General features: G+C 67.3%; 19 protein-coding genes and 1 pseudogene. 10 read left to right on the forward strand and 10 right to left on the reverse strand.

All coding sequences use genetic code 11. The features are described from left to right. The first annotated feature begins 140 nt into the window (after positions 1-140). Genes DBV14_RS29490 through DBV14_RS29505 form a run of 4 tightly spaced genes read left to right on the forward strand, consistent with a single transcriptional unit; the run spans position 141 to position 4898 of the window. On the forward strand, positions 141-1157 hold the full coding sequence (locus DBV14_RS29490) for an ABC transporter permease (RefSeq protein WP_311732871.1): 1017 nt from the start codon (positions 141-143) through the stop codon (positions 1155-1157). Continuing rightward, positions 1154-2182: a galactofuranose ABC transporter, permease protein YjfF gene (gene yjfF, locus DBV14_RS29495; RefSeq protein WP_124464877.1), complete on the forward strand. Its 1029-nt coding sequence runs from the start codon at positions 1154-1156 to the stop codon at positions 2180-2182. The genes DBV14_RS29490 and yjfF overlap by 4 nt, the downstream gene beginning before the upstream one ends. A gap of 30 nt (positions 2183-2212) precedes the next feature. Further along, the gene (locus DBV14_RS29500; protein WP_124464879.1) at positions 2213-3961 is read left to right on the forward strand and encodes an IlvD/Edd family dehydratase; all 1749 of its coding nucleotides are present in this window, start codon (positions 2213-2215) and stop codon (positions 3959-3961) included. Between the two features lie 19 nt (positions 3962-3980). Further along, positions 3981-4898 carry a dihydrodipicolinate synthase family protein gene (locus tag DBV14_RS29505; protein WP_124464881.1) on the forward strand — a complete coding sequence of 306 codons (918 nt, stop codon included), beginning with the start codon at positions 3981-3983 and terminating at the stop codon, positions 4896-4898. Between the two features lie 49 nt (positions 4899-4947). Here DBV14_RS29505 and DBV14_RS29510 read toward each other — a convergent pair. After that, positions 4948-5811 (reverse strand): annotated as a pseudogene (locus DBV14_RS29510) (LysR family transcriptional regulator); the annotation flags it as partial. A 130-nt stretch (positions 5812-5941) separates the two neighbouring features. Here DBV14_RS29510 and DBV14_RS29515 point away from each other — a divergent pair. Then, the gene (locus DBV14_RS29515; RefSeq protein ID WP_124464883.1) at positions 5942-6727 is read left to right on the forward strand and encodes an SDR family NAD(P)-dependent oxidoreductase; all 786 of its coding nucleotides are present in this window, start codon (positions 5942-5944) and stop codon (positions 6725-6727) included. A gap of 24 nt (positions 6728-6751) precedes the next feature. On the opposite strand, the gene DBV14_RS29520 is transcribed toward DBV14_RS29515, so the two are convergent. The 5 genes from DBV14_RS29520 to cphA (DBV14_RS29540) form a co-directional block, all read right to left on the reverse strand. Continuing rightward, on the reverse strand, positions 6752-7012 hold the full coding sequence (locus tag DBV14_RS29520) for a hypothetical protein (RefSeq protein WP_124464885.1): 261 nt from the start codon (positions 7010-7012) through the stop codon (positions 6752-6754). Positions 7013-7162: 150 nt separating this feature from the next. Beyond that, complete coding sequence (locus DBV14_RS29525) at positions 7163-7636, reverse strand: hypothetical protein (RefSeq protein ID WP_124464887.1); 474 nt, start codon at positions 7634-7636, stop codon at positions 7163-7165. Between the two features lie 77 nt (positions 7637-7713). After that, on the reverse strand, positions 7714-8136 hold the full coding sequence (locus DBV14_RS29530; RefSeq protein WP_124464889.1) for a hypothetical protein: 423 nt from the start codon (positions 8134-8136) through the stop codon (positions 7714-7716). 157 nt (positions 8137-8293) lie between these two features. Continuing rightward, positions 8294-10861, reverse strand: a complete 2568-nt coding sequence (gene cphA / locus DBV14_RS29535; RefSeq protein ID WP_124464891.1) for a cyanophycin synthetase — start codon at positions 10859-10861, stop codon at positions 8294-8296. 68 nt (positions 10862-10929) lie between these two features. Further along, positions 10930-13182 (reverse strand): cyanophycin synthetase, encoded by a 2253-nt coding sequence (gene cphA / locus DBV14_RS29540; protein WP_260397272.1) that lies wholly within the window; start codon positions 13180-13182, stop codon positions 10930-10932. Positions 13183-13321: 139 nt separating this feature from the next. Here cphA (DBV14_RS29540) and DBV14_RS29545 point away from each other — a divergent pair, with 139 nt between their 5' ends. Further along, positions 13322-15619, forward strand: a complete 2298-nt coding sequence (locus tag DBV14_RS29545; RefSeq protein ID WP_124464895.1) for an ABC transporter ATP-binding protein — start codon at positions 13322-13324, stop codon at positions 15617-15619. After that, the gene (locus DBV14_RS29550; RefSeq protein WP_124464897.1) at positions 15616-16104 is read left to right on the forward strand and encodes a DUF1854 domain-containing protein; all 489 of its coding nucleotides are present in this window, start codon (positions 15616-15618) and stop codon (positions 16102-16104) included. Before DBV14_RS29545 ends, DBV14_RS29550 begins: the two co-directional genes overlap by 4 nt. 8 nt (positions 16105-16112) lie before the next feature. On the opposite strand, the gene DBV14_RS29555 is transcribed toward DBV14_RS29550, so the two are convergent. Both DBV14_RS29555 and DBV14_RS29560 read right to left on the reverse strand, forming a co-directional pair. Further along, a complete protein-coding gene (locus DBV14_RS29555) occupies positions 16113-17246 on the reverse strand; it encodes an acyltransferase (RefSeq protein ID WP_124464899.1) in 1134 nt (377 codons plus the stop codon). 74 nt (positions 17247-17320) lie between these two features. Beyond that, entirely contained in the window at positions 17321-17731 is a 411-nt protein-coding gene (locus DBV14_RS29560; RefSeq protein ID WP_124464901.1) for a DUF2177 family protein, read from the reverse strand. A 79-nt stretch (positions 17732-17810) separates the two neighbouring features. On the opposite strand from DBV14_RS29560, the gene queC reads away from it, so the two are divergent. Then, positions 17811-18515, forward strand: coding sequence for a 7-cyano-7-deazaguanine synthase QueC (queC, locus tag DBV14_RS29565; protein WP_124464903.1), 705 nt, complete (start codon positions 17811-17813; stop codon positions 18513-18515). Here queC and DBV14_RS29570 read toward each other — a convergent pair. Both DBV14_RS29570 and DBV14_RS29575 read right to left on the reverse strand, forming a co-directional pair. Next, entirely contained in the window at positions 18497-20287 is a 1791-nt protein-coding gene (locus tag DBV14_RS29570) for an ABC transporter ATP-binding protein/permease (protein ID WP_124464905.1), read from the reverse strand. The two genes, queC and DBV14_RS29570, sit on opposite strands and share 19 nt — an antisense overlap. 144 nt (positions 20288-20431) lie before the next feature. Next, on the reverse strand, positions 20432-20992 hold the full coding sequence (locus DBV14_RS29575) for a phosphonate degradation HD-domain oxygenase (RefSeq protein ID WP_124464908.1): 561 nt from the start codon (positions 20990-20992) through the stop codon (positions 20432-20434). A gap of 326 nt (positions 20993-21318) precedes the next feature. Here DBV14_RS29575 and DBV14_RS29580 point away from each other — a divergent pair, with 326 nt between their 5' ends. Both DBV14_RS29580 and DBV14_RS29585 read left to right on the forward strand, forming a co-directional pair. Further along, positions 21319-22353, forward strand: coding sequence for a putative 2-aminoethylphosphonate ABC transporter substrate-binding protein (locus tag DBV14_RS29580; RefSeq protein WP_124464910.1), 1035 nt, complete (start codon positions 21319-21321; stop codon positions 22351-22353). A 25-nt stretch (positions 22354-22378) separates the two neighbouring features. Then, positions 22379-23470 (forward strand): ABC transporter ATP-binding protein, encoded by a 1092-nt coding sequence (locus tag DBV14_RS29585; protein WP_185546166.1) that lies wholly within the window; start codon positions 22379-22381, stop codon positions 23468-23470. The last annotated feature ends 43 nt before the right edge of the window (positions 23471-23513 follow it).

Raw genomic sequence — 23513 nt, forward strand, 5'->3', positions numbered from 1 at the left:
TCCCCGCAGCGAAATAAAGGAGGAGCGAAGCGGGGGACATTCGCGGAGGGGAGTACCCGGTGTCCTGTGCACGAAGCGCCCGACAAGCCGGGGCAAAAGAAATGACTTCCTCCAAAACAACAACGAACACGGCAGCCGCAATGCGACAACACCGCCTGCTATGGCCCATCGTCACGCTGCTGCTATTGCTCGCAGTGAACACGGCATTCAACGCCAGCTTCCTGCATCTCGAATGGCGCGACGGCCATCTCTACGGCAGCCTCATCGACATCCTGAACCGCGCAGCCCCGCTCGTGCTCGTGTCGCTCGGCATGACGCTGGTGATAGCGACACGAGGCATCGACATCTCGGTAGGCGCCGTCGTGGCGATTGCGGCGGCGCTCGCGGCATGGATGATCGGCGGGTCGGTTGCGAGCGACGTCAGCCGCTTTCCCATGTGGCTCGCCATCGTCGCGGCCATTGCCATCGCGCTGCTCTGCGGCCTCTGGAACGGCTTGCTGGTTGCCAAGGTTGGCATGCAGCCGATCATCGCGACGCTGATTCTCATGGTGGCGGGGCGCGGCATTGCGCAGCTCATTGCCGACGGGCAGATCATCACGATCTACTACAAGCCCTTCTTCTTCCTGGGCAGCGGCTACCTGCTCGGCCTGCCGTTCTCGCTGTTCATCGTGGTGGCGGTGTTCGTGCTGCTGTACCTGGCAATCACGCGCACCGCGCTCGGGCTGTTCATCCAGGCCGTGGGCATCAACCCGACGGCGGCGCGCGTGGCGGGGGTGCAGGCGCGGCGGCTGGTCGTGGGGGCGTATGCCTTCTGCGGTGCGTGCGCGGGCGTGGCGGGCTTGCTGATCAGCTCCAATGTGAAGAGCGCGGATGGCAACAACGCGGGGCAACTGATCGAGCTCGACGCGATCCTTGCGGTCACGCTGGGCGGCACGGCACTGACCGGCGGGCGCTTCAGCCTCGTGGGCAGCGTGATCGGGGCGCTGATCATCCAGACGCTGACCTATGCGATCTATTCGCTGGGCGTGCCGCCGGAAATCAACCTCGTGGTGAAGGCCGGCGTGGTGTTCGCGGTGATGCTGCTGCAATCGCCGGAGTTTCGTGCCGAGCTGCGGTCGCTGGTGCAGCGGCCGGCGCATGAAGGGGCCAAGGTATGAGCGCGGTGATGGATACGGCACCCTCACCCCAGCCCTCTCCCGCACGCGGGAGAGGGGGCAAGACGGGGCTCAACCCGAAGTACCTGCCGCTGGTGGCGACCATCTCGCTGTTCGTGCTGGTGGCAACGCTCGGCTCGGTGTTCTACGACGGCTTCTTCTCGGCGCAGGTTTTTCTCAACCTGCTGATCGACAACGCCTTCCTGATCGTCGTCGCGGTCGGCATGACCTTCGTGATTCTCTCGGGCGGCATCGACCTGTCGGTGGGGTCGGTGATCGCACTGACCACCATGGTGTCGGCCTCGCTGGTCGAGAAGCACGGCTGGAGCCCGGCTGTCGTGATTCCGCTGGTGCTGTTGATGGGCACGGGTTTCGGTGCGTTCATGGGCCTCTTGATCGAGCGCTTCAGGTTGCAGCCTTTCATCGTCACGCTGGCGGGCATGTTCCTGGCGCGCGGGCTGTGCTACCTGATCAGCATCGATTCGATCAGCATCACCAACGAGTTCTACTCCGAGGTCTCGCAGATCCGCATTCCGGTCTGGGGCGAGGCTTCGGTGTCGATCAGCGCGGTGATCGCCATGGTGGTGTTGCTGGCCGCGGTGTTCATCGCGCACTGCACGCCCTTTGGCCGGGCGGTGTACGCCATCGGCGGCAGCGAGCACTCGGCAATGCTGATGGGCTTGCCGGTGCGGCGCACGCTCATCGGCGTGTACACGCTGTCGGGCTTCTGCTCGGCGCTGGCGGGCGTGATCTTCACCTTCTACATGCTGTCGGGCTACGGCCTGCATGCGATGGGACTGGAGCTCGACGCCATCGCGGCGGTGGTGATCGGCGGCACGCTGCTCACGGGCGGCGTGGGCTATGTGGCGGGCACGCTGTTCGGCGTGCTGATGCTCGGGATCATCCAGACGCTGATCTCCTTCGACGGCACGCTGAGCTCGTGGTGGACGCGCATCGTGGTGGGTGCGCTGCTGTTCGTGTTCTGCCTGCTGCAGCGCTTCTTTACCTCGCGCGCACCCCGGCGCTGACTTTCTCTTTTCTCTCTCAGGACACCTCGCATGCCGGACACCCCTCCGAAGAAACTGCGCTCGACCGAATGGTTCGGCTCGGCCGACAAGAACGGCTTCATGTACCGCAGCTGGATGAAGAACCAGGGCATCCCGGACCACGAGTTCGATGGCCGGCCGATCGTCGGCATCTGCAACACGTGGTCGGAGCTGACACCGTGCAACGCGCACTTCCGCAAGATCGCCGAGCACGTGAAGCGCGGCATCTCGGAGGCGGGCGGCTTCCCCGTGGAGTTTCCGGTGTTCTCGAACGGCGAGTCGAACCTGCGGCCGACCGCGATGCTCACGCGCAACCTTGCGAGCATGGACGTGGAAGAAGCGATTCGCGGCAACCCGGTCGATGCGGTGGTGCTGCTCACGGGCTGCGACAAGACCACGCCCGCGCTGCTGATGGGCGCGGCCAGCTGCGACATTCCGGCCATCGTGGTCACGGGCGGGCCGATGCTGAACGGCAAGCTCGACGGCAAGGACATCGGGTCGGGCACGGCCGTGTGGCAGCTGCACGAATCGCTGAAGGCGGGCGAGATCAACCTGCACCAGTTCCTCTCGGCCGAAGGCGGCATGTCGCGCTCGGCCGGCACCTGCAACACCATGGGCACGGCCTCGACCATGGCCTGCATGGCCGAGGCGCTGGGCACTTCGCTGCCGCACAACGCGGCCATTCCGGCGGTCGATGCGCGGCGCTATGTGCTGGCGCAGATGTCGGGCATGCGCGCGGTGCAGATGGCAAAAGAAGGGCTCACGCTGTCGAAGATCCTCACGCGCGAGGCTTTCGAGAATGCGATTCGCGTGAACGCGGCCATCGGCGGATCGACCAATGCGGTGATTCATCTGAAGGCGATCGCGGGGCGCATCGGCGTCGACCTGGCGCTGGAAGACTGGACGCGCATCGGCAGCCACACGCCCACGCTCGTCGACCTGATGCCTTCGGGCCGCTTCCTGATGGAAGAGTTCTACTACGCCGGCGGGCTGCCCGCCGTGCTGCGCCGACTGGGCGAAAACGGCCTGCTGCCGCACCCCGGCGCGCTGACCGTCAACGGCCATTCGATCTGGGACAACGTGCGCGAGGCGCCGAGCCTGAACGACGAGGTGATCCGCCCGCTCAGCAACCCGTTGATCGCCGATGGCGGCATCCGCATCCTGCGCGGCAATCTGTCGCCGCGCGGCGCGGTGCTCAAGCCCTCGGCGGCAACGCCCGCGCTGCTGAAGCACCGCGGCCGTGCGGTGGTGTTCGAGAACCTGGAGCACTACAAGGAACGCATCGTCGACGAAGACCTGGACATTGACGCCAGCTCGGTGATGGTGCTGAAGAACTGCGGCCCCAAGGGCTACCCCGGCATGGCCGAGGTGGGCAACATGGGGTTGCCGCCGAAGCTGTTGCGCCAGGGCGTGAAGGACATGGTGCGCATTTCGGATGCGCGCATGAGCGGCACGGCCTATGGCACGGTGGTGCTGCACGTCGCACCTGAAGCAGCGGACGGCGGCCCACTGGCGGCGGTGCGCGACGGCGACTGGATCGAGCTCGATTGCGATGCGGGCCGGCTGCACCTGGACATCAGCGACGAAGAGCTGGCTTCGCGCCTGGCGTCTTTGACGGCCAGCGATGCGCAGCCCATGAGCACGCGCGGCGGCGGCTACCAGAAGCTGTACGTCAACCACGTGCTGCAGGCCGACGAAGGCTGCGACTTCGACTTCCTGGTGGGCTGCAGAGGCTCCGCCGTTCCCCGCCATTCCCACTGATGATCGATTCACTGAAGCCATGACCCCCAGATACCGCGGCATCTTCCCGGTGGTGCCGACCACCTTCACCGAACAGGGCGCGCTCGACATCGAGAGCCAGAAGCGCTGCGTCGATTTCATGATCGACGCGGGCTCCGACGGGCTGTGCATCCTCGCGAATTTTTCGGAGCAGTTCGTGCTGTCGGACGACGAGCGCGAAGTGCTCACGCGCACGGTGCTCGAACACGTGAAGGGCCGCGTGCCGGTGATCGTGACCACCACGCACTACAGCACCAAGGTCTGCGCCGAGCGCAGCCGTCGCGCGCAGGACATGGGCGCGGCCATGCTGATGGTGATGCCGCCGTACCACGGCGCCACCTTCCGCGTGCCCGAGCCGCAGATCTTCGAGTTCTATGCGCGGCTGTCGGACGCGGTGGGCATTCCCATCATGGTCCAGGACGCGCCGGCCAGCGGCACGGTGCTGACGGCCGCCTTTCTCGCGCGCATGGCGAAGGAGATCGAACACGTCGCCTACTTCAAGATCGAAACGGCGGGCGCGGCCGCGAAGCTGCGCGAGCTGATCCGCCTGGGCGGCGATGCCATCGAAGGCCCGTGGGACGGCGAAGAGGCCATCACGCTGATGCCCGACCTCGATGCCGGTGCGACCGGTTCGATGACCGGCGGCGGCTACCCGGACGGCATTCGCCCGATCATCGAGGCGCACCGCGCGGGCGACCGCGACAAGGCCTTCGCGCTCTACCAGCAGTGGCTGCCGCTCATCAACTACGAGAACCGGCAGGCCGGCCTGCTGGCCTGCAAGTCGCTCATGAAAGAGGGCGGCGTGATCGCTTGCGAGGCGCCGCGGCATCCGCTGCCGGCGATGCACCCCGAGACACGCGCGGGGCTGATCGAGACGGCGCGGCGGCTCGACCCGATGGTGCTGCGCTGGGGCCGCTAGCCTTGCCGGCTTTCTCGACGAAGTAGGGCGCGACGATCTCCCCCAGCCAGTCCATCACGGCCAGCACGCGCGGCGCGAGCTGGCGACGGTTGGCGTACAGCAGCGACACGGGCATGGGGCATGCGTCGAATTCCGGCATCACCCGCACGAGCGCGCCCGAGGCGAGGCTCGCCGCCAGGCCCGCGATTGGCGCCTGGATCAGGCCCAGGCCGGCCAGCGCGGCGGCCTGGTAGGCCTCGGTGCCGTTCACCGTGACGGTGGCGCGCACCGGATGCATCTTGTAGAGGCCGTCGGCCGGGTCCTGGTATTCCCAGCCGGCGTTGGCGGAAAGCGTTTGCGCGAAGTGCACGACGCGGTGCTGCGCCAGGTCGGCCAGGGTGCGGGGCGTGCCGTGCGTGCGCAGGTAGTCCGGGCTCGCGGCGTTGGCCATCTGCATGGCACCGAGCGGGCGCGCCACCAGCTCCGAGTCGCCGAGCGTGCCCACGCGCAGCACACAGTCGAAGCCTTCGTGCACGAGATCGACACGGCGGTCGGTGGTGCTGATGCCGATCTCGAGCGCCGGATGCCGCGCCAGGAATTCGGGCAGGCGCGGAATGACGAGGTCGCGCGCCACCACGTTCGGCAGGTCGATGCGCAGCCGCCCCGTGAGGCCGCCGGCGTGCGAGCGGAACATGGTGGCCAACTGCTCGCCGTCGGCCAGGTAGTCCTTGCATCGCTCGAGAAAGCGTTCGCCGTCTTCGGTGAGGCGCACGCTGCGCGTGGTGCGCTGCAACAGCCGGGTGCCCAGGCGCTCTTCGAGCTGCTGCACGGCCACCGAGGCGCGCGCCCGGGTCAGCCCGAGCTGGTCCGCGGCGCGGCTGAAGCTCGCGAGTTCGGCGACCCTGGAGAAGATGCGCAGTTCTTCGACGTTCATGGCGGCGGATTGTCGTTTTTTCAGATAACAGTGTGCATCGGCTGGAGGGATTTATCTTGCTGGCGGTAATTCTTAAAGTTCGTCCATCGACTTTTCGATCCCGATCCATCCGTCACCCAAGGACTTTGAAATGACCGCTTCCAGCAGCACCGCATCGAACCCATCCCGTATCGCACTCATCACCGGCGGCAGCCGCGGCCTGGGCCGCAGCACCGCACTGGCGCTTGCCGCGGACGGCGTCGACGTGATCCTGACCTACGTGTCGAACGAAGCCAGCGCGCAGGCGGTGGTGTCGGAAGTCGAGGCCAGGGGGCGCCGTGCCGTCGCGCTGCGGCTCGACGTGGGCGACAGCACGGCCTTTGCCGCGTTCGCGGATTCAGTGAAGGCGGTGCTGGCGGCCACGTGGCAGCGCGAGCGCTTCGACTTCCTGGTGAACAACGCGGGCGTGGGCTTGCATGCGAAGTTCGAGGACACGACCGAGGCGCAGTTCGACATGCTCTACAACATCCACTTCAAGGGCACGTACTTCCTCACGCAGAAGCTGCTGCCGCTGATTGCCGACGGCGGACGCATCGTCAACCTGTCCTCGGGGCTGACACGCTTTGCGATGGAAGGGGCGTCCGCCTATGCGGCGATGAAGGGCGCGGTGGAAACGCTGACGCGCTACCTGGCCAAGGAACTCGGCGCGCGCGGCATCGCGGTGAACACCGTTGCGCCAGGGGCGATCGAAACCGACTTCAGCGGCGGCATGGTGCGCGACAACCCGCAGGTGAATGCAATGGTCGCGGGCTTCACCGCGCTCGGACGCGCCGGCAAGCCCGACGACATTGGCGGGGCCATTGCGGGCTTGCTGGGGGAGGGCAATCGCTGGGTGAATGCCCAGCGCATCGAAGTCTCTGGCGGGATGCTGGTCTGAGCACATGGCGTGCCCAGCGGGGAATCAGCCCTGGGTCTTTTCGAGTTCAGTGACCTGCAACGACAGGTCGAACAGCTTGGACTTGCTGGCGTAGTAGCGATCGAGCCGCCATTCCTTCAGGATGTCCATGGCGAGCTCGAAGCTCTTGTAGTCGAGGTTGTACAGGGTGACGAGTTCAAAGCTGTGTTCGGACTCGAGAGCCAACACGAGCTGGGCCAGGATTTTGGCCGATTCGTTGGCCGGGTCCGTTTCTATGAATCGGCGAGCGACCTTGATGGCATTCATGGGGGAGGGTTCCTCGGTGGGCAGTGACCGAGAACTATAGCTAGCACCCTCGCGCGTTTTATGACGGTTTCGTGACAACCGGGGGCATCGATCCGGGTTTTCCCGAATCGATGCCCAAACCGCCCTGAACGCCGGGGGCGAAAGCCGTTTTCAGCGGGCCGGCGCGGGCATCGGCATGGGCCGCGGTGCCATGGCCGGATCGGGCGCGCGCTCCATGCGCTCCATGGGCCTTGGTGCCGGCATGACCACGGTGGTGACCGATTCGCGGATCACCCCGCCGCCCATCACACTGCCTTCGACCCTGCTGTCGGTGTTGCCCATGCTGCCGAGCACGCGGGCTTCGCAATCGGCACGGTCCGACGGCGGTTGCAGGCCGCAGCGTGCCAGCGCGTTGGCGCGGTAGTCGGGGGCGCTGGTCAGGCCTCCGCGTGCAGCGGCCTGGCGGGCTGCACCGGCCTCGCGAATGCAGGCGGCGCGGTCTTGCTGGTTGTGGCCGCAGACCGAAATTTCCTGCTGGTAGATGCTGGACTCACCGCGCGGACCGGCGGCGGAGGCGATGGTGGTGCCTGCCAGGCCGCTGATGGCCAGCAGGGCGAAGATCATCGATCGGGTATTGCTCTTCATGGTGTGCTCCTTGGAGTGACCGGAAAAAAGAACGGCCGGGGTGTGGTTGGACACGTTGCGCGCGGCCGGGTTCACGTTCAGCGAACGGGCTGTGCAGGCTGGGCCGGCACCGGCGTCACGGTTTCGCGCAGGATGCCGCCACCCATCACGCTGCCTTCGCTGCTGGTGAGGGCTCCGCCCTTGACGCGCGCCTCGCAGCCGGCCTGGTCGCCGGCGGGCTGCTCGCGGCAGCGTGCCAGTGCGTTGACCTGCTCGCGGGCGGGGCTTGGCGTGGTGAGGCCGCTGCGGTTGGCTTCCTGGCGGGCGGCGCCGGCTTCGCGCAGGCAGGCGGCGCGGTCTTGCTGCACGCCGTCGCAGGTGGCGCGTTCCTTCTGCATGCGGACATCCGAGTTTGCGGAACCCGCGGCCTGCGCGCTGGCGGTCTGCGCGCCCAGGGCGATGAAGCCGCTGGCGGCGAAGAAGGCCGTGGCGGAAAGGAGGGAACGGAATCTTGTTGTCATGGGTGCTCCTGTGTTGGGGCGCACCCTTCAGACTCCGAATGGTGCGACCGGAGCAGCAGTGTGGGTTCGGCCGGGGCAAATGTCCTGTGGGACAGGGCACTGTGCCAGCCGGGCCGGACGCGCCCCTTCGTGTGGGACGTGTCCGGCACGCGGGGCGTCAGCCCGCGGCGATGCGCTGTGCCAGGTGAGCGAGCGCTTCCTCGACCTGGTCCACCAGAATCAGCGACAGGTCGCCCGGCTGCAGGCGGGCCAGCGCGGTGTCGATGGCGACGAACTCGCCGCGGATCTCATCGATGTAGCGCGTGCGCGCCGCGCCCTGCAGGCCCTGGCGCAGCAATGCCATCACTTCGCCGTCGGCACGGCCCCTTTGCGCGGCGTCCTGGTAGAGGATCACGTCGTCGAAGGCCTGGCCGAGGATGGCGGTCTGGTCGCGGATGTCCGAATCGCGCCGGTCGCCCGCGCCGCTGATCACCACCGAGCGCTTGTTGGCCGGCATGGTGTCCACAGCCGAGACCAGCGCGCGCATGGCGTCGGTGTTGTGGCCGTAGTCGGCAATGACAGTGGCGCCGCGGTAGTCCATGACGTTGAAGCGGCCCGGCACGCCGGCCGCGTCGTTCATGAAGCTGGCGAGGCCGCTGCGGATGGTGTCCCAATCGAGGCCCACGGCCCAGGCCGCGGCCACCGAGGCCATCACGTTGTCGACCTGGAAGCCGATGGTGCCGTTGCGCGTGATCGGCACGTCGCGCAGCGCGATGCGCTCGCGCCACGAGCCTTCGGCCGCGACCAGCGTGTCCTGGTCGACGTACACGGTGCGCTTGCCCTGTGCGCGGTGCGTGGCCATGACCGGGTGCATGCGGTCGGCGGTGAAGAAGATCACCTCGCCGGGGCAGCCGGCCGCCATGGCGGCAACGTTCACGTCGGCCGCGTTGAGCACCGCGTAGCCGTCGGCCGCCACGTTGCGCACGATGACGCGCTTGAGCACGGCAAGGTCTTCGACGGTGGTGATGTAGTTCAGGCCCAGGTGGTCGCCGCTGCCGATGTTGGTGACCACGGCCACCTGGCAGCGGTCGAAGCCGAGGCCTTCGCGCAGCACGCCGCCGCGGGCGACTTCGAACACGGCCGCATCGACGTCGGGGTGCATCAGCACGTTGCGCGCGCTCTTGGGGCCGCTGCAGTCGCCGCTGTCGGTCTGGCGGCCGTCGACGTACACGCCGTCGGTGTTGGTCATGCCGGTGCGCAGGCCGCTGGAAGCCAACAGGTGGTTGATGAGGCGCGCGGTGGTGGTCTTGCCGTTGGTGCCGGTGACGGCGACCACGGGAATGCGGCCGTCGTCGCCGTGGGCGAACAGCGTGTCCATGACGGCTTCGCCAACCGCGCGGCCACGGCCGAACGAGGGCGAGATGTGCATGCGCAGGCCGGGCGCGGCATTCACCTCGACCACGCCGCCGTGCTGTTCTTCGAGCGGGCGCAACACGTTCTCGCAGACCATGTCGACGCCGCAGATGTGCAGGCCGACCATCTGCGCCGCATCGACCGCGCGCGCGGCCACTTCGGGGTGCACGGTGTCGGTCACGTCGGTGGCGGTGCCGCCGGTGGAAAGGTTCGCGTTGTTGCGCAGCACCACGCGCTGGCCGCGTTCGGGCACGCTGTCGGGCGTGAGGCCCTGGGCTTCGAGCCGGCCGATGGCGATGTCGTCCAGTCGGATCTTGGTAAGCGAGGTGGCATGGCCCTCGCCGCGGCGCGGGTCGAGGTTGACGGTGTCCACGAGCTGGCGCACGGTGAGGGTGCCGTCGCCGATCACCTGCGGCGGATCGCGCCGGGCGGCGGCCACGAGGCGGTCGCCGACCACCAGCAGGCGGAAGTCGAAGCCGGGCAGGAATTTCTCGACCATCACTTCGCCGTACACGGCGGCCGAGTCGTAGGCCGAGTTCAGCTGCTCCTGCGTGACGATGTTGACGGTGACGCCCTTGCCCTGGTTGCCGTCCTGCGGCTTGACCACCACGGGCAGGCCGATTTCCATGGCCGCGGCCCAGCCGTCTTCGGCGCTGGCGACGGGGCGGCCCAGCGGCACCGGCACGCCGGCGGCGTTGAGCAGTTGCTTGGTCAGTTCCTTGTCCTGCGCGATCGATTCGGCCACGCCGCTGGTGCTGTCGATCTCGGCGGCCTGAATGCGGCGCTGCTTGGAGCCCCAGCCGAACTGCACCAGGCTGCCGCTGGTCAGGCGGCGGTAGGGAATGCCGCGTGCCACGGCTGCATCGACGATGGAGCCGGTGCTGGGGCCGAGGCGTTCGGATTCGTCCAGGTCGCGCAGCTCGGTGATGGCTGCGTCGGCATCGAAGGCGGTGTCGGCCTGCGCGGCGGCGATGAGCTCTTCGGCCAGCGCCAGTGCGCGGCGGCCGACGGCTTCTTCGCTGTACTGCACGGTGACCTGGTAGACGCCTTCTTCCACCGTGGGAGAGGTGTGGCCGAAATTGACGGCGCAGCCGGCCTGGGCCTGCAGCGCCACCGAGGCGTTTTCGAGCACGTGGGCCAGCGCCAGCGGCTGGCCCAGCACCATGGGGTGCAGCTCGCCGATGGTGGGGAAGCGGGCGCGCAGGCGCGCCTCGAAGCCGGCCAGCTTGCTGATGGCGTTCTCGTCGCCTTCGCAGGCAACCACCGCCTCGATGGCGGTGTGGCGGCTCCAGAGATTGGGCCCGCGAAGGGCTCGGGTGCGGGTGACTTTCATGGGGCTACGGCTCGGTTCGCGGATTCTGTTGGACGCTGCGGCTGCCTCTGCCGAGGCGGCCACGCATATCAGGCAAGTTGGTGTTGGGGGTGTTGCGACGACAGCGGCTGCGTCTGCGACAGCTGCAGCGACGCCAGCGCGGCTTGCAGGTCGGCCTCGAAGGCCTCGACACCGGCACCGATCAGGTTCAGCGGAATGCCCATGGCCCAGGCGGCGGCCACGGCGGCCAGCAGGCTTTCGAGGCTCACGCCGGCATGGGTGGCGCGCCAGATCGTCAGGCGGCCCAGGCCCGGCAGGAACGATTCGCTGCTGCCGGTGGCCAGCACCACGCGGTCTTGCCGCACCAGCACGGCTTTGCCGCCGGTGGCCTGGTGCGCGGCGAGCGCGGGGGCCTGCGGGTCGGCTGCGTACAGGATGACGGCGCCGTCGCACAGCGGCGCGAGGCCGGCCACGCGCGCATCGTCGGCGTTCAGCACGGCGGTGCCTTCGGACAGCACCACGTCGACCTGCGTGCGCAGCACCTTGACCATCTGGTCGCTCTCGGTGATGTCGTAGTCGGCCAGTGCTTCAGAGCCTTCGAGGTCGGTCACGATGCCGACTTCGCAGCGGTCGTACGAGAGGCCGTCGCGCAGGATGGTCTCGGCGCCGTTCTCGATCACCACGGCCTGCACGGCGCGGTTGACCAGCAGGCGATGGCCGGCGTCCCAGTTGGCGCTGTCGCGCGCATCGACGCGGCGGCGTTCCAGGAACAGGCCGTCGCGGCAGGCCAGGCCGGTGTGGCGGCCGCCCAGGTTGATGAGCCAGGCGACCAGCCGCGCCAGCACGGCGGTGTCGCGCGAGCCGGCCACGCCGACCACGGGAATGCGGCCGGGCGCGTCGTTGGGGAACAGGTGGTCGCAGATGGCGCGGCCCACCGGGCGCGGCGAACCGACGGCCGGCTTCAGGTGCATCAGCAGGCCGGGGCCGGCGTTGACTTCGACGATGGCGCCGCGCTGCGGACCCAGCGGCTTGGAGATGTCGAGCGCCACGAGGTCGATGCCCGCAATATCGAGGCCCACCACGCGGGCGGCCAGCACGGCGGCGTGCGCGACTTCGGGGTGAACCTGGTCGGTGCAGTCGTTGGCCATGTTGCCGTTGCGCTGGATCGTGACCACGCGGCCGGCGGCCGGCACGGCGGCGCCGTCGAGTTCCTGGCGCTTGAGTTCGAGCTGCAGCTTGGCGTCGGTGGCCAGCACGATCAGGTCGAGCGGATATTCTTCTTCGGCGCCGCGGCGCGGGTCGCTGTTGAGCTGCTTTTCGATCAGTTCGGCCACGCTGAGCTTGCCGTCGCCGGTGACGGTGATGATCTCGCCGCGCGCGGCGGCCACCACTTCGCCGCCCACCACCAGCAGACGGTGTTCGTGGCCGCGGATGAAGCGTTCGACCATCACGTCGCTGCCTTCGGGCTCGGCGACTGCGAAGGCGGCAATGACTTCTTCACGCGTGGTCAGTTCGAGCGACACGCCGCGGCCGTGGTTGGCGTCCGACGGTTTCACGACCACCGGCAGGCCGATGTCTTCGGCGGCTTCCCAGGCTTCTTCGGCATTGGCGACCACCTGGCCTTCGGGCACCGGCACGCCGCAGCTGGCCAGCAGCGACTTGGTCAGTTCCTTGTCGCTGGCGATCGATTCGCCGATGGCGCTGGTGTAGTCGGTCTCGGCGGTCCAGATGCGCTGCTGGTTCGCGCCGTAGCCCAGTTGCACCAGGTTGCCGCTGTTCAGCCGCATGTGGGGAATGCCGCGGTCGGTGGCGGCGGACACGATGGCGGCGGTGCTCGGGCCGAGGTAGCAGTCTTCGACCTTGGCCTTGACGGCATCGACGGCCTTTTGCACGTCGGCGGCCGTGAACGGGTCGTTGTTGATGGCGGCCATCAGCAGGCGGTGGCCCTCGGCCAGCGCCACCCGGGCCACCTGCTCGTCGCGCGCGCGGAACACCATGCGGTAGACGCCGTGCTCCGACGTGCTGCGGGTTTGCCCGAATCCGGTCGGCATGCCGGCCAGGTTCAGCAGCTCGATGACGACGTGCTCGAGCACGTGGCCCGACCAGGTGCCTTCGGTCAGCCGCTGGATGAAGCCGCCGCGCTCGCCCACGCCGCAGTGGTGCTCGATGAGCGCCGGAAGCAGGCCGGTCAGGCGGTCGGTGAAGCCGTCGATCTTGTTGGAGGGGTAGTCTTCCAGTTGGCCCAGGTCGAGCCAGACTTCGAGCACCGGACGGTAGGTCCAGAGGTTGGGACCGCGCAAATAGTTGATGCGCAGCAGGAGGATGTCGTCGAAACGGGTCATGCAAACGTTCGATGTGCTTTGGCCGAGCACCACGGCGCCTTCAAGCGCGCCCATGGCGATCAGTCAGAATCGGCGCCCGACAAAGGACGCCATGACGCGGTCCATGCGGCCCGCGACGGGCAAGAGTCAGAGAAACACAATGCAACATCACGATCCAGTCGGCACCCGGGAGGGCGAAACAGAGGCGGCTTCAGAGGCTCTGAAAAACCGGCTCGCAGTCGCGGAAAACGTTCTGGTAACACTGACGGTTGACCTCGACGACCAACTTCACTTCGCTTCGGGCTTAGTCGCCTTGACTGACCAGCGGCTGATTGCGCGCGAGCCCGACGGCAAATGGCGTGAGTGGCCACTCACCGATGCCTCGCTCGAACTGCGCCTTTCCGACCATTCGGGCGTCGGAACCCTTGATTTGACGGGGCCCGCGGGCCGATTGGGCCGCTGGCGCTACACCCTGGCCAGCCAGGTGGCGGCTCTGCGCCTGCTCAAGCTTTTCGGTCAGCGCACCGCCGATGTCGCGAAGGCGACACCCGAAATAATCGAGGCCGCGGACGGCGACGACCCGGCCGCCGCCGACACCGATACCGAGCTCCAGACCCCGCCTTCGACCTGGGTCTTGTTACGTCTGGGCCGTTTTGCCAAGCCGTACCGCAAGCAGTTGATTGCAGGGTTTCTACTGACCCTGATCTCGACCGCCGCCACGCTGGTGCCGCCGTACCTGACCATTCCGCTCATGGACGACATCCTGATTCCGTTCCAGAACGGGCAGAAGATCGACTCCGGGCGCGTGGGCCTGTACCTGGGCGGCCTGCTCGGCGCCGCGCTGCTGGGCTGGGGGCTGGGCTGGGCGCGCACCTACCTGCTGGCGCTGGTGTCCGAGCGCATCGGCGCCGACCTGCGCACCACCACCTACGAGCATCTGCTGACCCTGCCGCTCGACTACTTCGGCGGCAAGCGCACCGGCGACCTGATGGCGCGCATCGGCTCGGAAACCGACCGCATCAACGTCTTCCTGTCGCTGCACGCGCTCGATTTCGCCAACGACGTGCTGATGATCGTGATGACCGCGGCCATCCTGTTCTCCATCAACCCGCTGCTGGCGCTGGTCACGCTGGTGCCGCTGCCGTTCATCGCCTGGATGATCCACGTGGTGCGCGACCGCCTGCGCACCGGCTTCGAGAAAATCGACCGCGTCTGGTCGGAGGTGACCAACGTGCTGGCCGACACCATTCCGGGCATCCGCGTGGTCAAGGCCTTCGCGCAGGAACGCCGCGAAGCCGAGCGTTTTCGCGTGGCCAACGCCTACAACCTGCAGGTCAACGACAAGCTCAACCGCACCTGGTCGCTGTTCACGCCGACCGTGTCGCTGCTGACCGAAATCGGGCTGCTGGTGGTCTGGGCCTTCGGCATCTGGCAGGTGGCGCGCGGCAGCATCACCGTGGGTGTGCTCACCGCCTTCATCGCGTACATCGGGCGCTTCTACACACGGCTCGACTCCATGAGCCGCATCGTCTCGGTCACGCAGAAGGCGGCGGCCGGGGCCAAGCGCATCTTCGACATCCTGGACCACGTGAGCAACGTGCCCGAGCCGGCCAACCCGGTGAAGGTCGAGCGCGTGCAGGGGCGCATCGAGATGAGCGGGCTGGGCTTTCGCTATGGCTCGCGCGCCGTCATTCACGACCTCGACCTGACCATCGAGCCCGGCGAAATGATCGGCCTGGTGGGCCACAGCGGTTCGGGCAAGAGCACGCTGGTCAACCTGATCTGCCGCTTCTACGACGTGACCGACGGCGCCATCAAGGTCGACGGCACCGACATCCGCCGCTTTGCCGTGGCCGACTACCGGCGCCACGTGGGGCTGGTGCTGCAGGAGCCCTTTTTGTTCTTCGGCACCATCGCGCAGAACATCGCCTACGGCAAGCCCGATGCCACGCGCGAAGAAGTCGTGGCCGCGGCCCGCGCCGCGCATGCGCACGACTTCATCCTGCGGCTGCCGCACGGCTACGACTCGCTGGTGGGCGAGCGCGGGCAGGGCCTGTCGGGCGGCGAGCGCCAGCGCATCAGCATTGCGCGCGCGCTGCTGATCGACCCGCGCATCCTGATCCTCGACGAAGCCACATCGGCCGTGGACACCGAGACCGAGAAAGAGATCCAGAAGGCGCTCGACAACCTCGTGCAGGGCCGCACCACCATCGCCATCGCCCACCGTTTGTCGACGCTGCGCAAGGCCGACCGTCTCGTGGTGATGGACCGAGGCGAAGTGGTCGAAGTGGGGCCGCACGACGCCTTGATGGCCAAGCAGGGCGCCTACTGGCGGCTCTACCAGGCGCAATTGCGCCAGGGCGACGACGATGCGAGCGAAGGCGCGGTCGACGAGCGTGCCGGCGCGCAACTGCCGCTGGTCGTCAGCCACGCAGCCCATCCGGCGGGGGACGCATGAGCGAGCACAACAACACCATCACCACTGCTTTCGAACTCGAGCGCGACGCCTTCGGCCGTCTGGTGCTGACCGATGCGCAGGGCGAGCGCCACGTGGGCATCGTGCCCGTGCGGGCCTTTCCGCTCAGCGCGCCGGGCCACGGCGTGTCGCTGGTCGGCGGCGAGGGCCGCGAGCTGGTCTGGATCGACAGCGTCGAGACGCTGCCGGCGCAGGCGCGGGCACTGTTGCAAGAAGAACTGGCCGTGCGCGACTTCGCGCCGACGCTGCTCAAGCTGCATGGCGTGTCGAGCTTCGGCGTGCCCAGCACCTGGACGGTGAGCACCGACCGCGGCGACACCAGCTTCGTGCTGAAGGCCGAGGAAGACATCCGCCGGCTCGAAGGCGGTGCGTTGCTGATTGCCAGCGCGCACGGCGTGCAGTTCCGCATCCCCGACGTGAAAACGCTCGACCGCGCGTCGCGCAAGCTGCTCGAGCGCTTCCTCTAGAGATTCGCCTAGAGCTTCGTCTGGAGCGGGCTGCCGCGTCCGTTGGGCAAGGCGGCCGCGAGCAGGGCCGCTTCCTTCGTGGCCTTGGCGCGCCGGTGGCCCCAGTCGGTGATCGGCTTCTCGAACCAGCGATACAGCAGGTCCGACACCGCCAGCGACACCACGAACGACAACAGCAGCAGCATCTGGCCATCGACCAGCGTCACGCCCAGGCCGCGCAGCACGTCAATCACCGCATGCGCGGCGATGTACTGGACCAGGTACATCGCATACGACCGGTTGCCGATGAACACCAGCCACTTCGTCGACAGCGCCCGGCCCATGAAAGTGCGCACGGCAATGAGCGAAGGCAGCAGCAGGCCGATCAGCAGGCCGTAGAGCGCGATCGCGCCCATGTGCCCGATGTAGCTTTCGACCAGCGGAAAGCGCCGGTGCACGATGAACAGCAGCGGAAGAATCACCAGCGGCGCGCGGTGGGTCATGAGGCCCTGCACCCATCCGAAGGTGCGCCGCGTGTGCATCAGGATGGCCAGCGCCGAGCCGACCATCATGCCGATGTAGTTCTGCGGGCTGAGCCAGGCCGGCTCCATCCTGCTCAGGCTCAGCGCGACCAGCGCCGTCATGCACAGCCCGACGGTCGCCAGGCGCGAGCGCGTCGTCAGGCCGAACACGGTGATCAGCGTGGGCCAGACCAGGTAGTACTTCCACTCGACGCTCAGCGTCCAGGTGGCGATCAGCGGCGCGTAGGGCGCGAGTTCATTGCGCAGGCTCAGGTAGTAGGGCGTGGCGACCATCATCTGCGCCCAGCTGGCGTCTTGCGCAAAGTAGCTCTGCACCAGCACCACCAGCAGGATCAGCAGGTACAGCGGCACCAGCCGGGTGGTGCGGCGTATGTAGAACGCCTTCAGCGACACGCGGCCGGTGGCGTCGCGCTCGCGCAGCAGCAGGGTGGTGATGAGAAAGCCCGACAGCACGAAGAAGGCATGCACGCCCAGCCAGCCCGAGAACTTGTTCCAGCCGATGCCGCCCATGTGGGCCGTGAAAACGAGGAAGACGGAAACGGCCCTCAGGCCGTCCAGCGCGGCGAAGTTGCGCGCGCCTTGAAATTCATCGAAGCTGATCCGCGTGCCGCGCTCGCCCATTCTTTGTGTCCCCTGCATCGTGTCGCGGGGGATTTTGCCTCAAGTCAGTTCAGTGACTTGAGCCGGGCAGCGGCTCAGCGCGCCATGAACCAGCGCATGGCCACCGCACCCGCCGCCGCCGCCACGCCGCTCACCAGCGTGCCCCAGGCAATGTCGATGAACGACAGCGCCAGCGGCCAGTTGCGGATCACCGCGAGGTTCGTCAGGTCGTAGGTGCCGTAGCAGAACAGGCCGAACAGGCCACCCAGCACCGCCGCCCGCATCACGCTCTGCGCCTCGACGCCCGGCACGATCGCGAAGACCAGCAGGCCGATGGGGTACAGCAGGTAGAACACCGCCGCGAAGGCCAGCCTCGGTTGCGGCGACATCAGGTCGCCCATGCCTTGCTGGTACATGCCCTTGGCCACGAAGCCAAGCCAGACCATGTCGATGACCAGCAGCGCCACGAAGGCGACGGCCCATGCAACCAGGTGTTTAGTGCTCATTCGCGGGATCGTATCCGTGGCGCCGCGCCGCCTGCGAAAATCGCGCTTTTGGACTACAACGGCCCCGCCGTTGACGGAAATGCCGCTGCACACCACCGCCCTCGTTCTCTTTTCCGGCGGCCAGGACTCGACCACCTGCCTCGCCGATGCGCTCTCGAAATACCAGCGCGTCGAAACCCTGGGTTTCGACTACGGGCAGCGGCATCGCGTCGAGCTCGACGTGCGCGGCACCGTGCTCTCGAAGATGCGCGAGCGCTTTCCCGAATGGGCGCCGCGCCTGGGCGAAGACCATGTGCTCACGCTCGCGGCGCTGGCCCAACTCGGCGGCTCATCGCTGACGGAAGAGGTCGCCTTCGAGATGCAGGCCGACGGCCTGCCCAACACCTTCGTGCCCGGACGCAACCTGCTGTTCCTGACGCTGGCCGGCGCGCTGGCCTACCGGCGCGGGCTGCAGGTGATCGTCACCGGCGTCTGCGAGACCGACTTCTCGGGCTACCCCGACTGTCGCGACGACACCATGAAGGCCATGCAGCTCGCGCTGTCGCTGGGGCTCGAACGCCGCCTCGTCATCGAGACGCCGCTCATGTGGATCGACAAGGCCGAGACCTGGCAGCTGGCGCACCGCCTGGGCGGCGAGCCTCTGGTCGAGCTGATCGTGGAAGAAACCCACACCTGCTACCTCGGCGACCGCGAGCACCGCCAGGCCTGGGGCTACGGCTGCGGCGAGTGCCCGGCCTGCGAGCTGCGCAAGAAGGGCTGGGAGCGCTACGCCGCGGCGGGCTGAACCGCCGAGGTGTTCAGCCGGTAGCGTGCGCCACCGGCAGCGCCGTCTTCCTGCGGCACCAGCGTCCAGCGCTGGTTGTGAAAATCGCCCACCGCCGCGCGGTGCGCAATCGACACCATCGCGCCGCCCGCGGCCTGCACAGTGGCCGCGAGGCGCTTGTACAGCACGCTTTCGGCCTCCGCGTCGAGCGCACTCGTGATCTCGTCGGCGAACAGCCAGGCCGGCTTTCGCAGCAGCACGCGGGCAATCGCCAGTCGCTGCTGCTCGCCGCCAGAAAGCTTCTGGCTCCAGGCGTCGCTGTCGTCGAGGCGGCCGGCAAGGTCGGGCAGCAGGGCATCGGCGAGCGCCTGGCGCAACTGGTCGTCGCTGTAGTCCGAGGCCGCGTTCGGGTACGTCAGCGCATCGCGCAGCTTGCCGTCGGGCACGTAGGGGCGCTGCGGCATGAACATCGCGTCACCGGGCACTTGCACGTGTCCGCGAGAGAACGGCCAGATGCCCGCGAAGGAACGGAACAGCGTCGATTTGCCGCTGCCCGAAGGGCCCTGCAGCAGCACACTGTCGCCGGGCGCCACGGACAGGGCGGCGCCGGCGAGCAGCGGCGTGCCGTTGGGCAGGGCCACCCCGAGGTCGTCGGTGTGCAACACGGCCGCCGGGTCGCGCTGCAGTGCGTTGTCGCGCGTGGCGTGGGCCTTCATGGCGTCGTCGAAGCTGGTCAGGCGGTCGGTGGTGGCGCGCCACACGGCCACGCTGTCGTAGTTGTTGACGAACCAGCTGAGCGACTCCTGCACCTTGCCGAAGGCCGAGCCGATCTGCATCAGGTGGCCGAGCTGGAACGCGCCGCCGAAGTACTGCTGCCCGGCCACCAGGAACGGAAAGATCACCGCCGCCTGGCCGAAGAACGAGGTGAAGGTCACCAGGTTCTTCTGCTGCTTGATCAGCAGCAGGTAGTTGCGCAGCACGTCGCCGAAGCGCAGGTCGAGCTGGCCGCGCTCGACCTTCTCGCCATGGTCCAGCGCGATGGCTTCGCTGTACTCGCGCACGCGCACCAGGTGATGCCGGAAGTCGGCCTCGAAACGCTGCTGCCGGAAGTTCAGCCCGATCAGCGGACGGCCGATGAAATGCGTGACCACGGTGCCGACGATGGAGTACCCCAGCGCCAGCCAGACCATCGCACCGACGATCTGGTAGGTGGTGCCGCCGGCCGTGAACGAGAAATTGCCCGACAGCGTCCAGAGCAGGCCGATGAAGCTCAGCAGCGTGACCACGGCGTTCAGCAGGCCCATAGAGAGCGACATCGTGGCGCTCGTGAACATCTGCATGTCTTCCTGGATGCGCTGGTCGGGGTTGTCCGGCGCGGTGCCGTCCTTGCCGGCGTAGCGCGCCAGTTCCAGGTGATAGAAGGTGCGGTCCGCCATCCAGCGCGACAGGTAGCTGCGCGTCATCCAGGTGCGCCAGCGCAGCTGCAGCAACTGCGTCACGTAGAACTTGAGCACCTGCACCGCGATGTTGAAGAAGGCGATCCAGCCGAACACCCGCACCTCGCGCCAGAAGGCGACCACGTCCTTGTTCTGCAGTGCATCGTAGAAGCGCCCGTACCACTCGTTGCCGAGCACCGCCACGTAGACGTAGAAAAGGTTCAGGGCAATGATGCCCGCCAGCATGGCGCGCGCCCGCCATTTCTCCTCGGACCGGAAATAGGGCGCCGCGAGCGTGAAGACGCGGCGCAGAACCTGGATGAACGAGCTGGCGCGCGCTGTGACGGATGAAGGCATTCGGGTTTCCTCGCAGGCGCGGGTGCGCCGGGCATCATGAGGAAACCATCGTAGACAGATGTTCCTTAAACGGAACTGAAATTTCGGTGGAGGCACGCCTGGCCCTGCGGCACTCGAAGCAGCCCGGGGCGCTGGTACACCCCGTCAGCGCAGCATGACCCGCGCCGCGGTCGCGAGGAAATGCGCCAGCGGCGGCGTCTGCAGTCCTTCGACCTTCGCTTCTTCGTCCCACAGCCGCAGCCGTACCGCATCGCCGGCCCAGCGGTGTGCCGCGAAGCGCGCCGCCGCTTCCTCGTCCATCACGCCGCCCTGCAGCGCCAGGCTGCGCACCGAGTCGGGCGAGAGCTTCGAAAAATAGCCGGGCCGGGTCGCGCACAGGTAGCGCTTGGCGTCCACGTGCAGGCGGATCGGCTCGCGCACCTCGACATCGAAGGCGCCGCGCAGCAAGGGCAGGGCGATGTATTGGTGGCGGTCGTCGATGCCCAGCTCGGTGGGCGAGTGCGACAGCGTCTGGTGCTCGGCGATCAGCAGATGGCCCAGGTCGTGCAGCAGCGCGGCCGTGACCAGCGCGTCGCTCGCGCCGGCCTGCTCCCCAAGCCAGGCGCATTGCAGCGCGTGCTCGAGCTGCGTCACCGGTTCGCCCGCGTACGCAACCCCACCCCGTTCGGCGAACAGGCGAGCAATCTCGGCGAGGTCGAGCGTCATGAAAAAGAAACAGGGCGAGCGAAGCGGGAGCGCAGGCGACAGCACTCGGAGTCTGCCGAGAAGCGGTGACATGCGGATGACAGAGCCGTTGCGAGCCCGCCGCAAAACCACCGCGAAATCACCAGTTTGTGGCGCTGTTTTGGGTATTTGGGGTTTTTTGAGGCGTCTGACAAATCCCTGTCATATGCCGCTGCGAGCATCGCCTGCATTCGCCGCACCGGACGGTTTGCGTACTTTTGCGTTCCGGTTCGTCTGCCCCGCCTCTTGCCCGTTTCCTCTTCTCCTTCTTTCTTCTTTTCTCAGCTTTCTCCCAAGGGAACTTCACCATGCTGCATCGTCAATTCCGCTGGGCCTTCGTGCCGGCCGCCCTGCTCTCCCTGGCTTTTGCCGCATCGGCCCAGGGCCGCACCGAGCTGCTGGTCTACACCGCGCTCGAAGCCGACCAGGTACAGGCCTACAAGGCCGCCTTCGAAAAGGAAAACCCGAACATCGAGCTGAAGTTCGTGCGCGACTCCACGGGCATCGTCACCGCCAAGCTGCTGGCCGAAAAGGCCAACCCGCAAGCCGACGTGGTGTGGGGCCTGGCCGCCACCTCGCTGATGCTGCTCGACAAGGAAGGCATGCTCCAGCCCTACGCGCCCAAGGGCCTGGAAGCCATCAAGCCCACCATGCGCGACGCCGCCAACCCGCCCAAGTGGGTCGGCATGGACGTGTGGTCGTCGGCCATCTGCTTCAACACCGCCGAAGCCACCAAGAAGAACCTGCCCAAGCCCACCAGCTGGGCCGACCTGACCAACCCGGTCTACAAGGGCCAGATCACCATGCCCAACCCTGCTGCGTCGGGCACCGGCTACCTGATGGTGTCGGGCTGGATCCAGATGATGGGCGAAGAGAAGGCGTGGAAGTACATGGACGCCCTGCACCAGAACATCGGCATCTACAGCCAGTCGGGCAGCAAACCCTGTCGCCAGGCCGGCGCCGGCGAGTTCGCGCTGGGCATGTCGTTCGAATACCGCGCCAACAAGACCAAGCGCGACGGCGCCCCCATCGACATCGTGCTGCCCAAGGAGGGCCTGGGCTGGGACATGGAAGCCACCGGCATCATCAAGACCAGCAAGAAGCAGGACGCCGCCAAGGCGCTGGCCGACTGGGCCGTCACCAAGCAGGCCAACGAGCTGTACGCGAAGAACTTCGCCGTGCTCGCGCTGCCTGGCATCCAGGAAAAGCTGGAGTTCGTGCCGGGCGACGTCGAGAAGCTGCTCGCCAAGAACGACTTCAACTGGGCTGCCGCCAACCGCGACCGCATCCTGACGGAGTGGTCCAAGCGCTACGAGTCGAAGTCGGAAAAGAAGCCGCTCTGATCTTCGAACCAAGCGGTACCTGGCCATGACGAGCACTAGCAGCAACAGCAGCTTTCTTTCCCTTCGCGGCATCGGCAAGTCCTTTGGCGCCACCCGCGTGCTCGACGGCATCGACCTGGACATCGAACCCGGCGAGTTCGTCTGCCTGCTGGGGCCTTCGGGCTGCGGCAAGACCACGCTGTTGCGCATCGTCTGCGGCATCGAGCGTGCCGACAGCGGCCAGATACTGCTCGGCGGCCAGGACATCGCGGGCCTGCCGCCCGCCGCGCGCGGCTTCGGCGTGGTGTTCCAGTCGTACGCACTGTTTCCCAACCTGACGGCCGCGCAGAACATTGCCTACGGCCTGCACCCCACGGGCGCATTGGCACGCGAAATGGCCAAGCGTTCGCGCGAGATGCTCGACTTGGTGGGCCTGGCCGCGCATGCCGACAAGTACCCGGTGCAGCTGTCGGGCGGCCAGCAACAGCGCATCGCGCTGGCCCGCGCGCTCGCACCCAACCCGCGCCTGCTGCTGCTCGACGAGCCGCTCTCGGCACTCGACGCACAGGTGCGCGCAAGCCTGCGCAGCGAAATCCGTGCGCTGCAAAAGCGCTTGGGCATCGTCACGATCATGGTCACCCACGACCAGGAAGAAGCCCTTTCGATGGCCGACCGCGTGGTGCTGATGCACAACGGCCGCATCGAGCAGGCCGGCACGCCGGACGAGCTGTACCGCCGGCCGCGCACCCGTTTCGTGGCCGGCTTCGTCGGCCGCATGAACATGCTGCCCGCCACGGTGTTGGCCGATGGCAAGGTGCGTGTGCGCGACAGCGAGCTGTTCTGCGCGCCGGGCAACCTGAGCGTGGGTTCGCAAGCCACGGTCGGGATTCGTCCCGAGCACGTGGTGGTGAAGCGCTTCGGCTCCGAGCTGGGCGCGAACAGTTTTGCGGCGCGTCTGCTCGACACCGAGTTCTTCGGCAATCGCACCTCGGCGCGGCTGGCTTGCGAGCCGCTGGGCATCGAGATCGAAGCCGAATTGCCTGCCGATGCGCGTGGCGGTGGCGGCGAGCCGTTGGTGCCCAGCAGCATGGTGCATATCCAGTTGCCGTTGAATGCGCTGTCTGTATTGGCGCATTGAGATGCTTCCCTGCTTTTCTGTTCGGTTCGTTCAGGGCGACGCC

Origin of the sequence: Variovorax sp. KBW07, assembly GCF_003852515.1 — a bacterium.
Classification (GTDB): Bacteria; Pseudomonadota; Gammaproteobacteria; order Burkholderiales; family Burkholderiaceae_C; genus Variovorax.

Excerpts from the sequence above, each read along its gene's own strand:
- DBV14_RS29490 (WP_311732871.1), top strand. The coding sequence starts at position 141 with ATGCGACAACACCGCCTGCTATGGCCCATCGTCACGCTGCTGCTATTG.
- yjfF (WP_124464877.1), top strand. The coding sequence starts at position 1,154 with ATGAGCGCGGTGATGGATACGGCACCCTCACCCCAGCCCTCTCCCGCA.
- DBV14_RS29500 (WP_124464879.1), top strand. The coding sequence starts at position 2,213 with ATGCCGGACACCCCTCCGAAGAAACTGCGCTCGACCGAATGGTTCGGC.
- DBV14_RS29505 (WP_124464881.1), top strand. The coding sequence starts at position 3,981 with ATGACCCCCAGATACCGCGGCATCTTCCCGGTGGTGCCGACCACCTTC.
- DBV14_RS29515 (WP_124464883.1), top strand. The coding sequence starts at position 5,942 with ATGACCGCTTCCAGCAGCACCGCATCGAACCCATCCCGTATCGCACTC.
- DBV14_RS29520 (WP_124464885.1), bottom strand. The coding sequence starts at position 7,012 with ATGAATGCCATCAAGGTCGCTCGCCGATTCATAGAAACGGACCCGGCC.
- DBV14_RS29525 (WP_124464887.1), bottom strand. The coding sequence starts at position 7,636 with ATGAAGAGCAATACCCGATCGATGATCTTCGCCCTGCTGGCCATCAGC.
- DBV14_RS29530 (WP_124464889.1), bottom strand. The coding sequence starts at position 8,136 with ATGACAACAAGATTCCGTTCCCTCCTTTCCGCCACGGCCTTCTTCGCC.
- cphA (WP_124464891.1), bottom strand. The coding sequence starts at position 10,861 with ATGAAAGTCACCCGCACCCGAGCCCTTCGCGGGCCCAATCTCTGGAGC.
- cphA (WP_260397272.1), bottom strand. The coding sequence starts at position 13,182 with ATGACCCGTTTCGACGACATCCTCCTGCTGCGCATCAACTATTTGCGC.
- DBV14_RS29545 (WP_124464895.1), top strand. The coding sequence starts at position 13,322 with ATGCAACATCACGATCCAGTCGGCACCCGGGAGGGCGAAACAGAGGCG.
- DBV14_RS29550 (WP_124464897.1), top strand. The coding sequence starts at position 15,616 with ATGAGCGAGCACAACAACACCATCACCACTGCTTTCGAACTCGAGCGC.
- DBV14_RS29555 (WP_124464899.1), bottom strand. The coding sequence starts at position 17,246 with ATGGGCGAGCGCGGCACGCGGATCAGCTTCGATGAATTTCAAGGCGCG.
- DBV14_RS29560 (WP_124464901.1), bottom strand. The coding sequence starts at position 17,731 with ATGAGCACTAAACACCTGGTTGCATGGGCCGTCGCCTTCGTGGCGCTG.
- queC (WP_124464903.1), top strand. The coding sequence starts at position 17,811 with ATGCCGCTGCACACCACCGCCCTCGTTCTCTTTTCCGGCGGCCAGGAC.
- DBV14_RS29570 (WP_124464905.1), bottom strand. The coding sequence starts at position 20,287 with ATGCCTTCATCCGTCACAGCGCGCGCCAGCTCGTTCATCCAGGTTCTG.
- DBV14_RS29575 (WP_124464908.1), bottom strand. The coding sequence starts at position 20,992 with ATGACGCTCGACCTCGCCGAGATTGCTCGCCTGTTCGCCGAACGGGGT.
- DBV14_RS29580 (WP_124464910.1), top strand. The coding sequence starts at position 21,319 with ATGCTGCATCGTCAATTCCGCTGGGCCTTCGTGCCGGCCGCCCTGCTC.
- DBV14_RS29585 (WP_185546166.1), top strand. The coding sequence starts at position 22,379 with ATGACGAGCACTAGCAGCAACAGCAGCTTTCTTTCCCTTCGCGGCATC.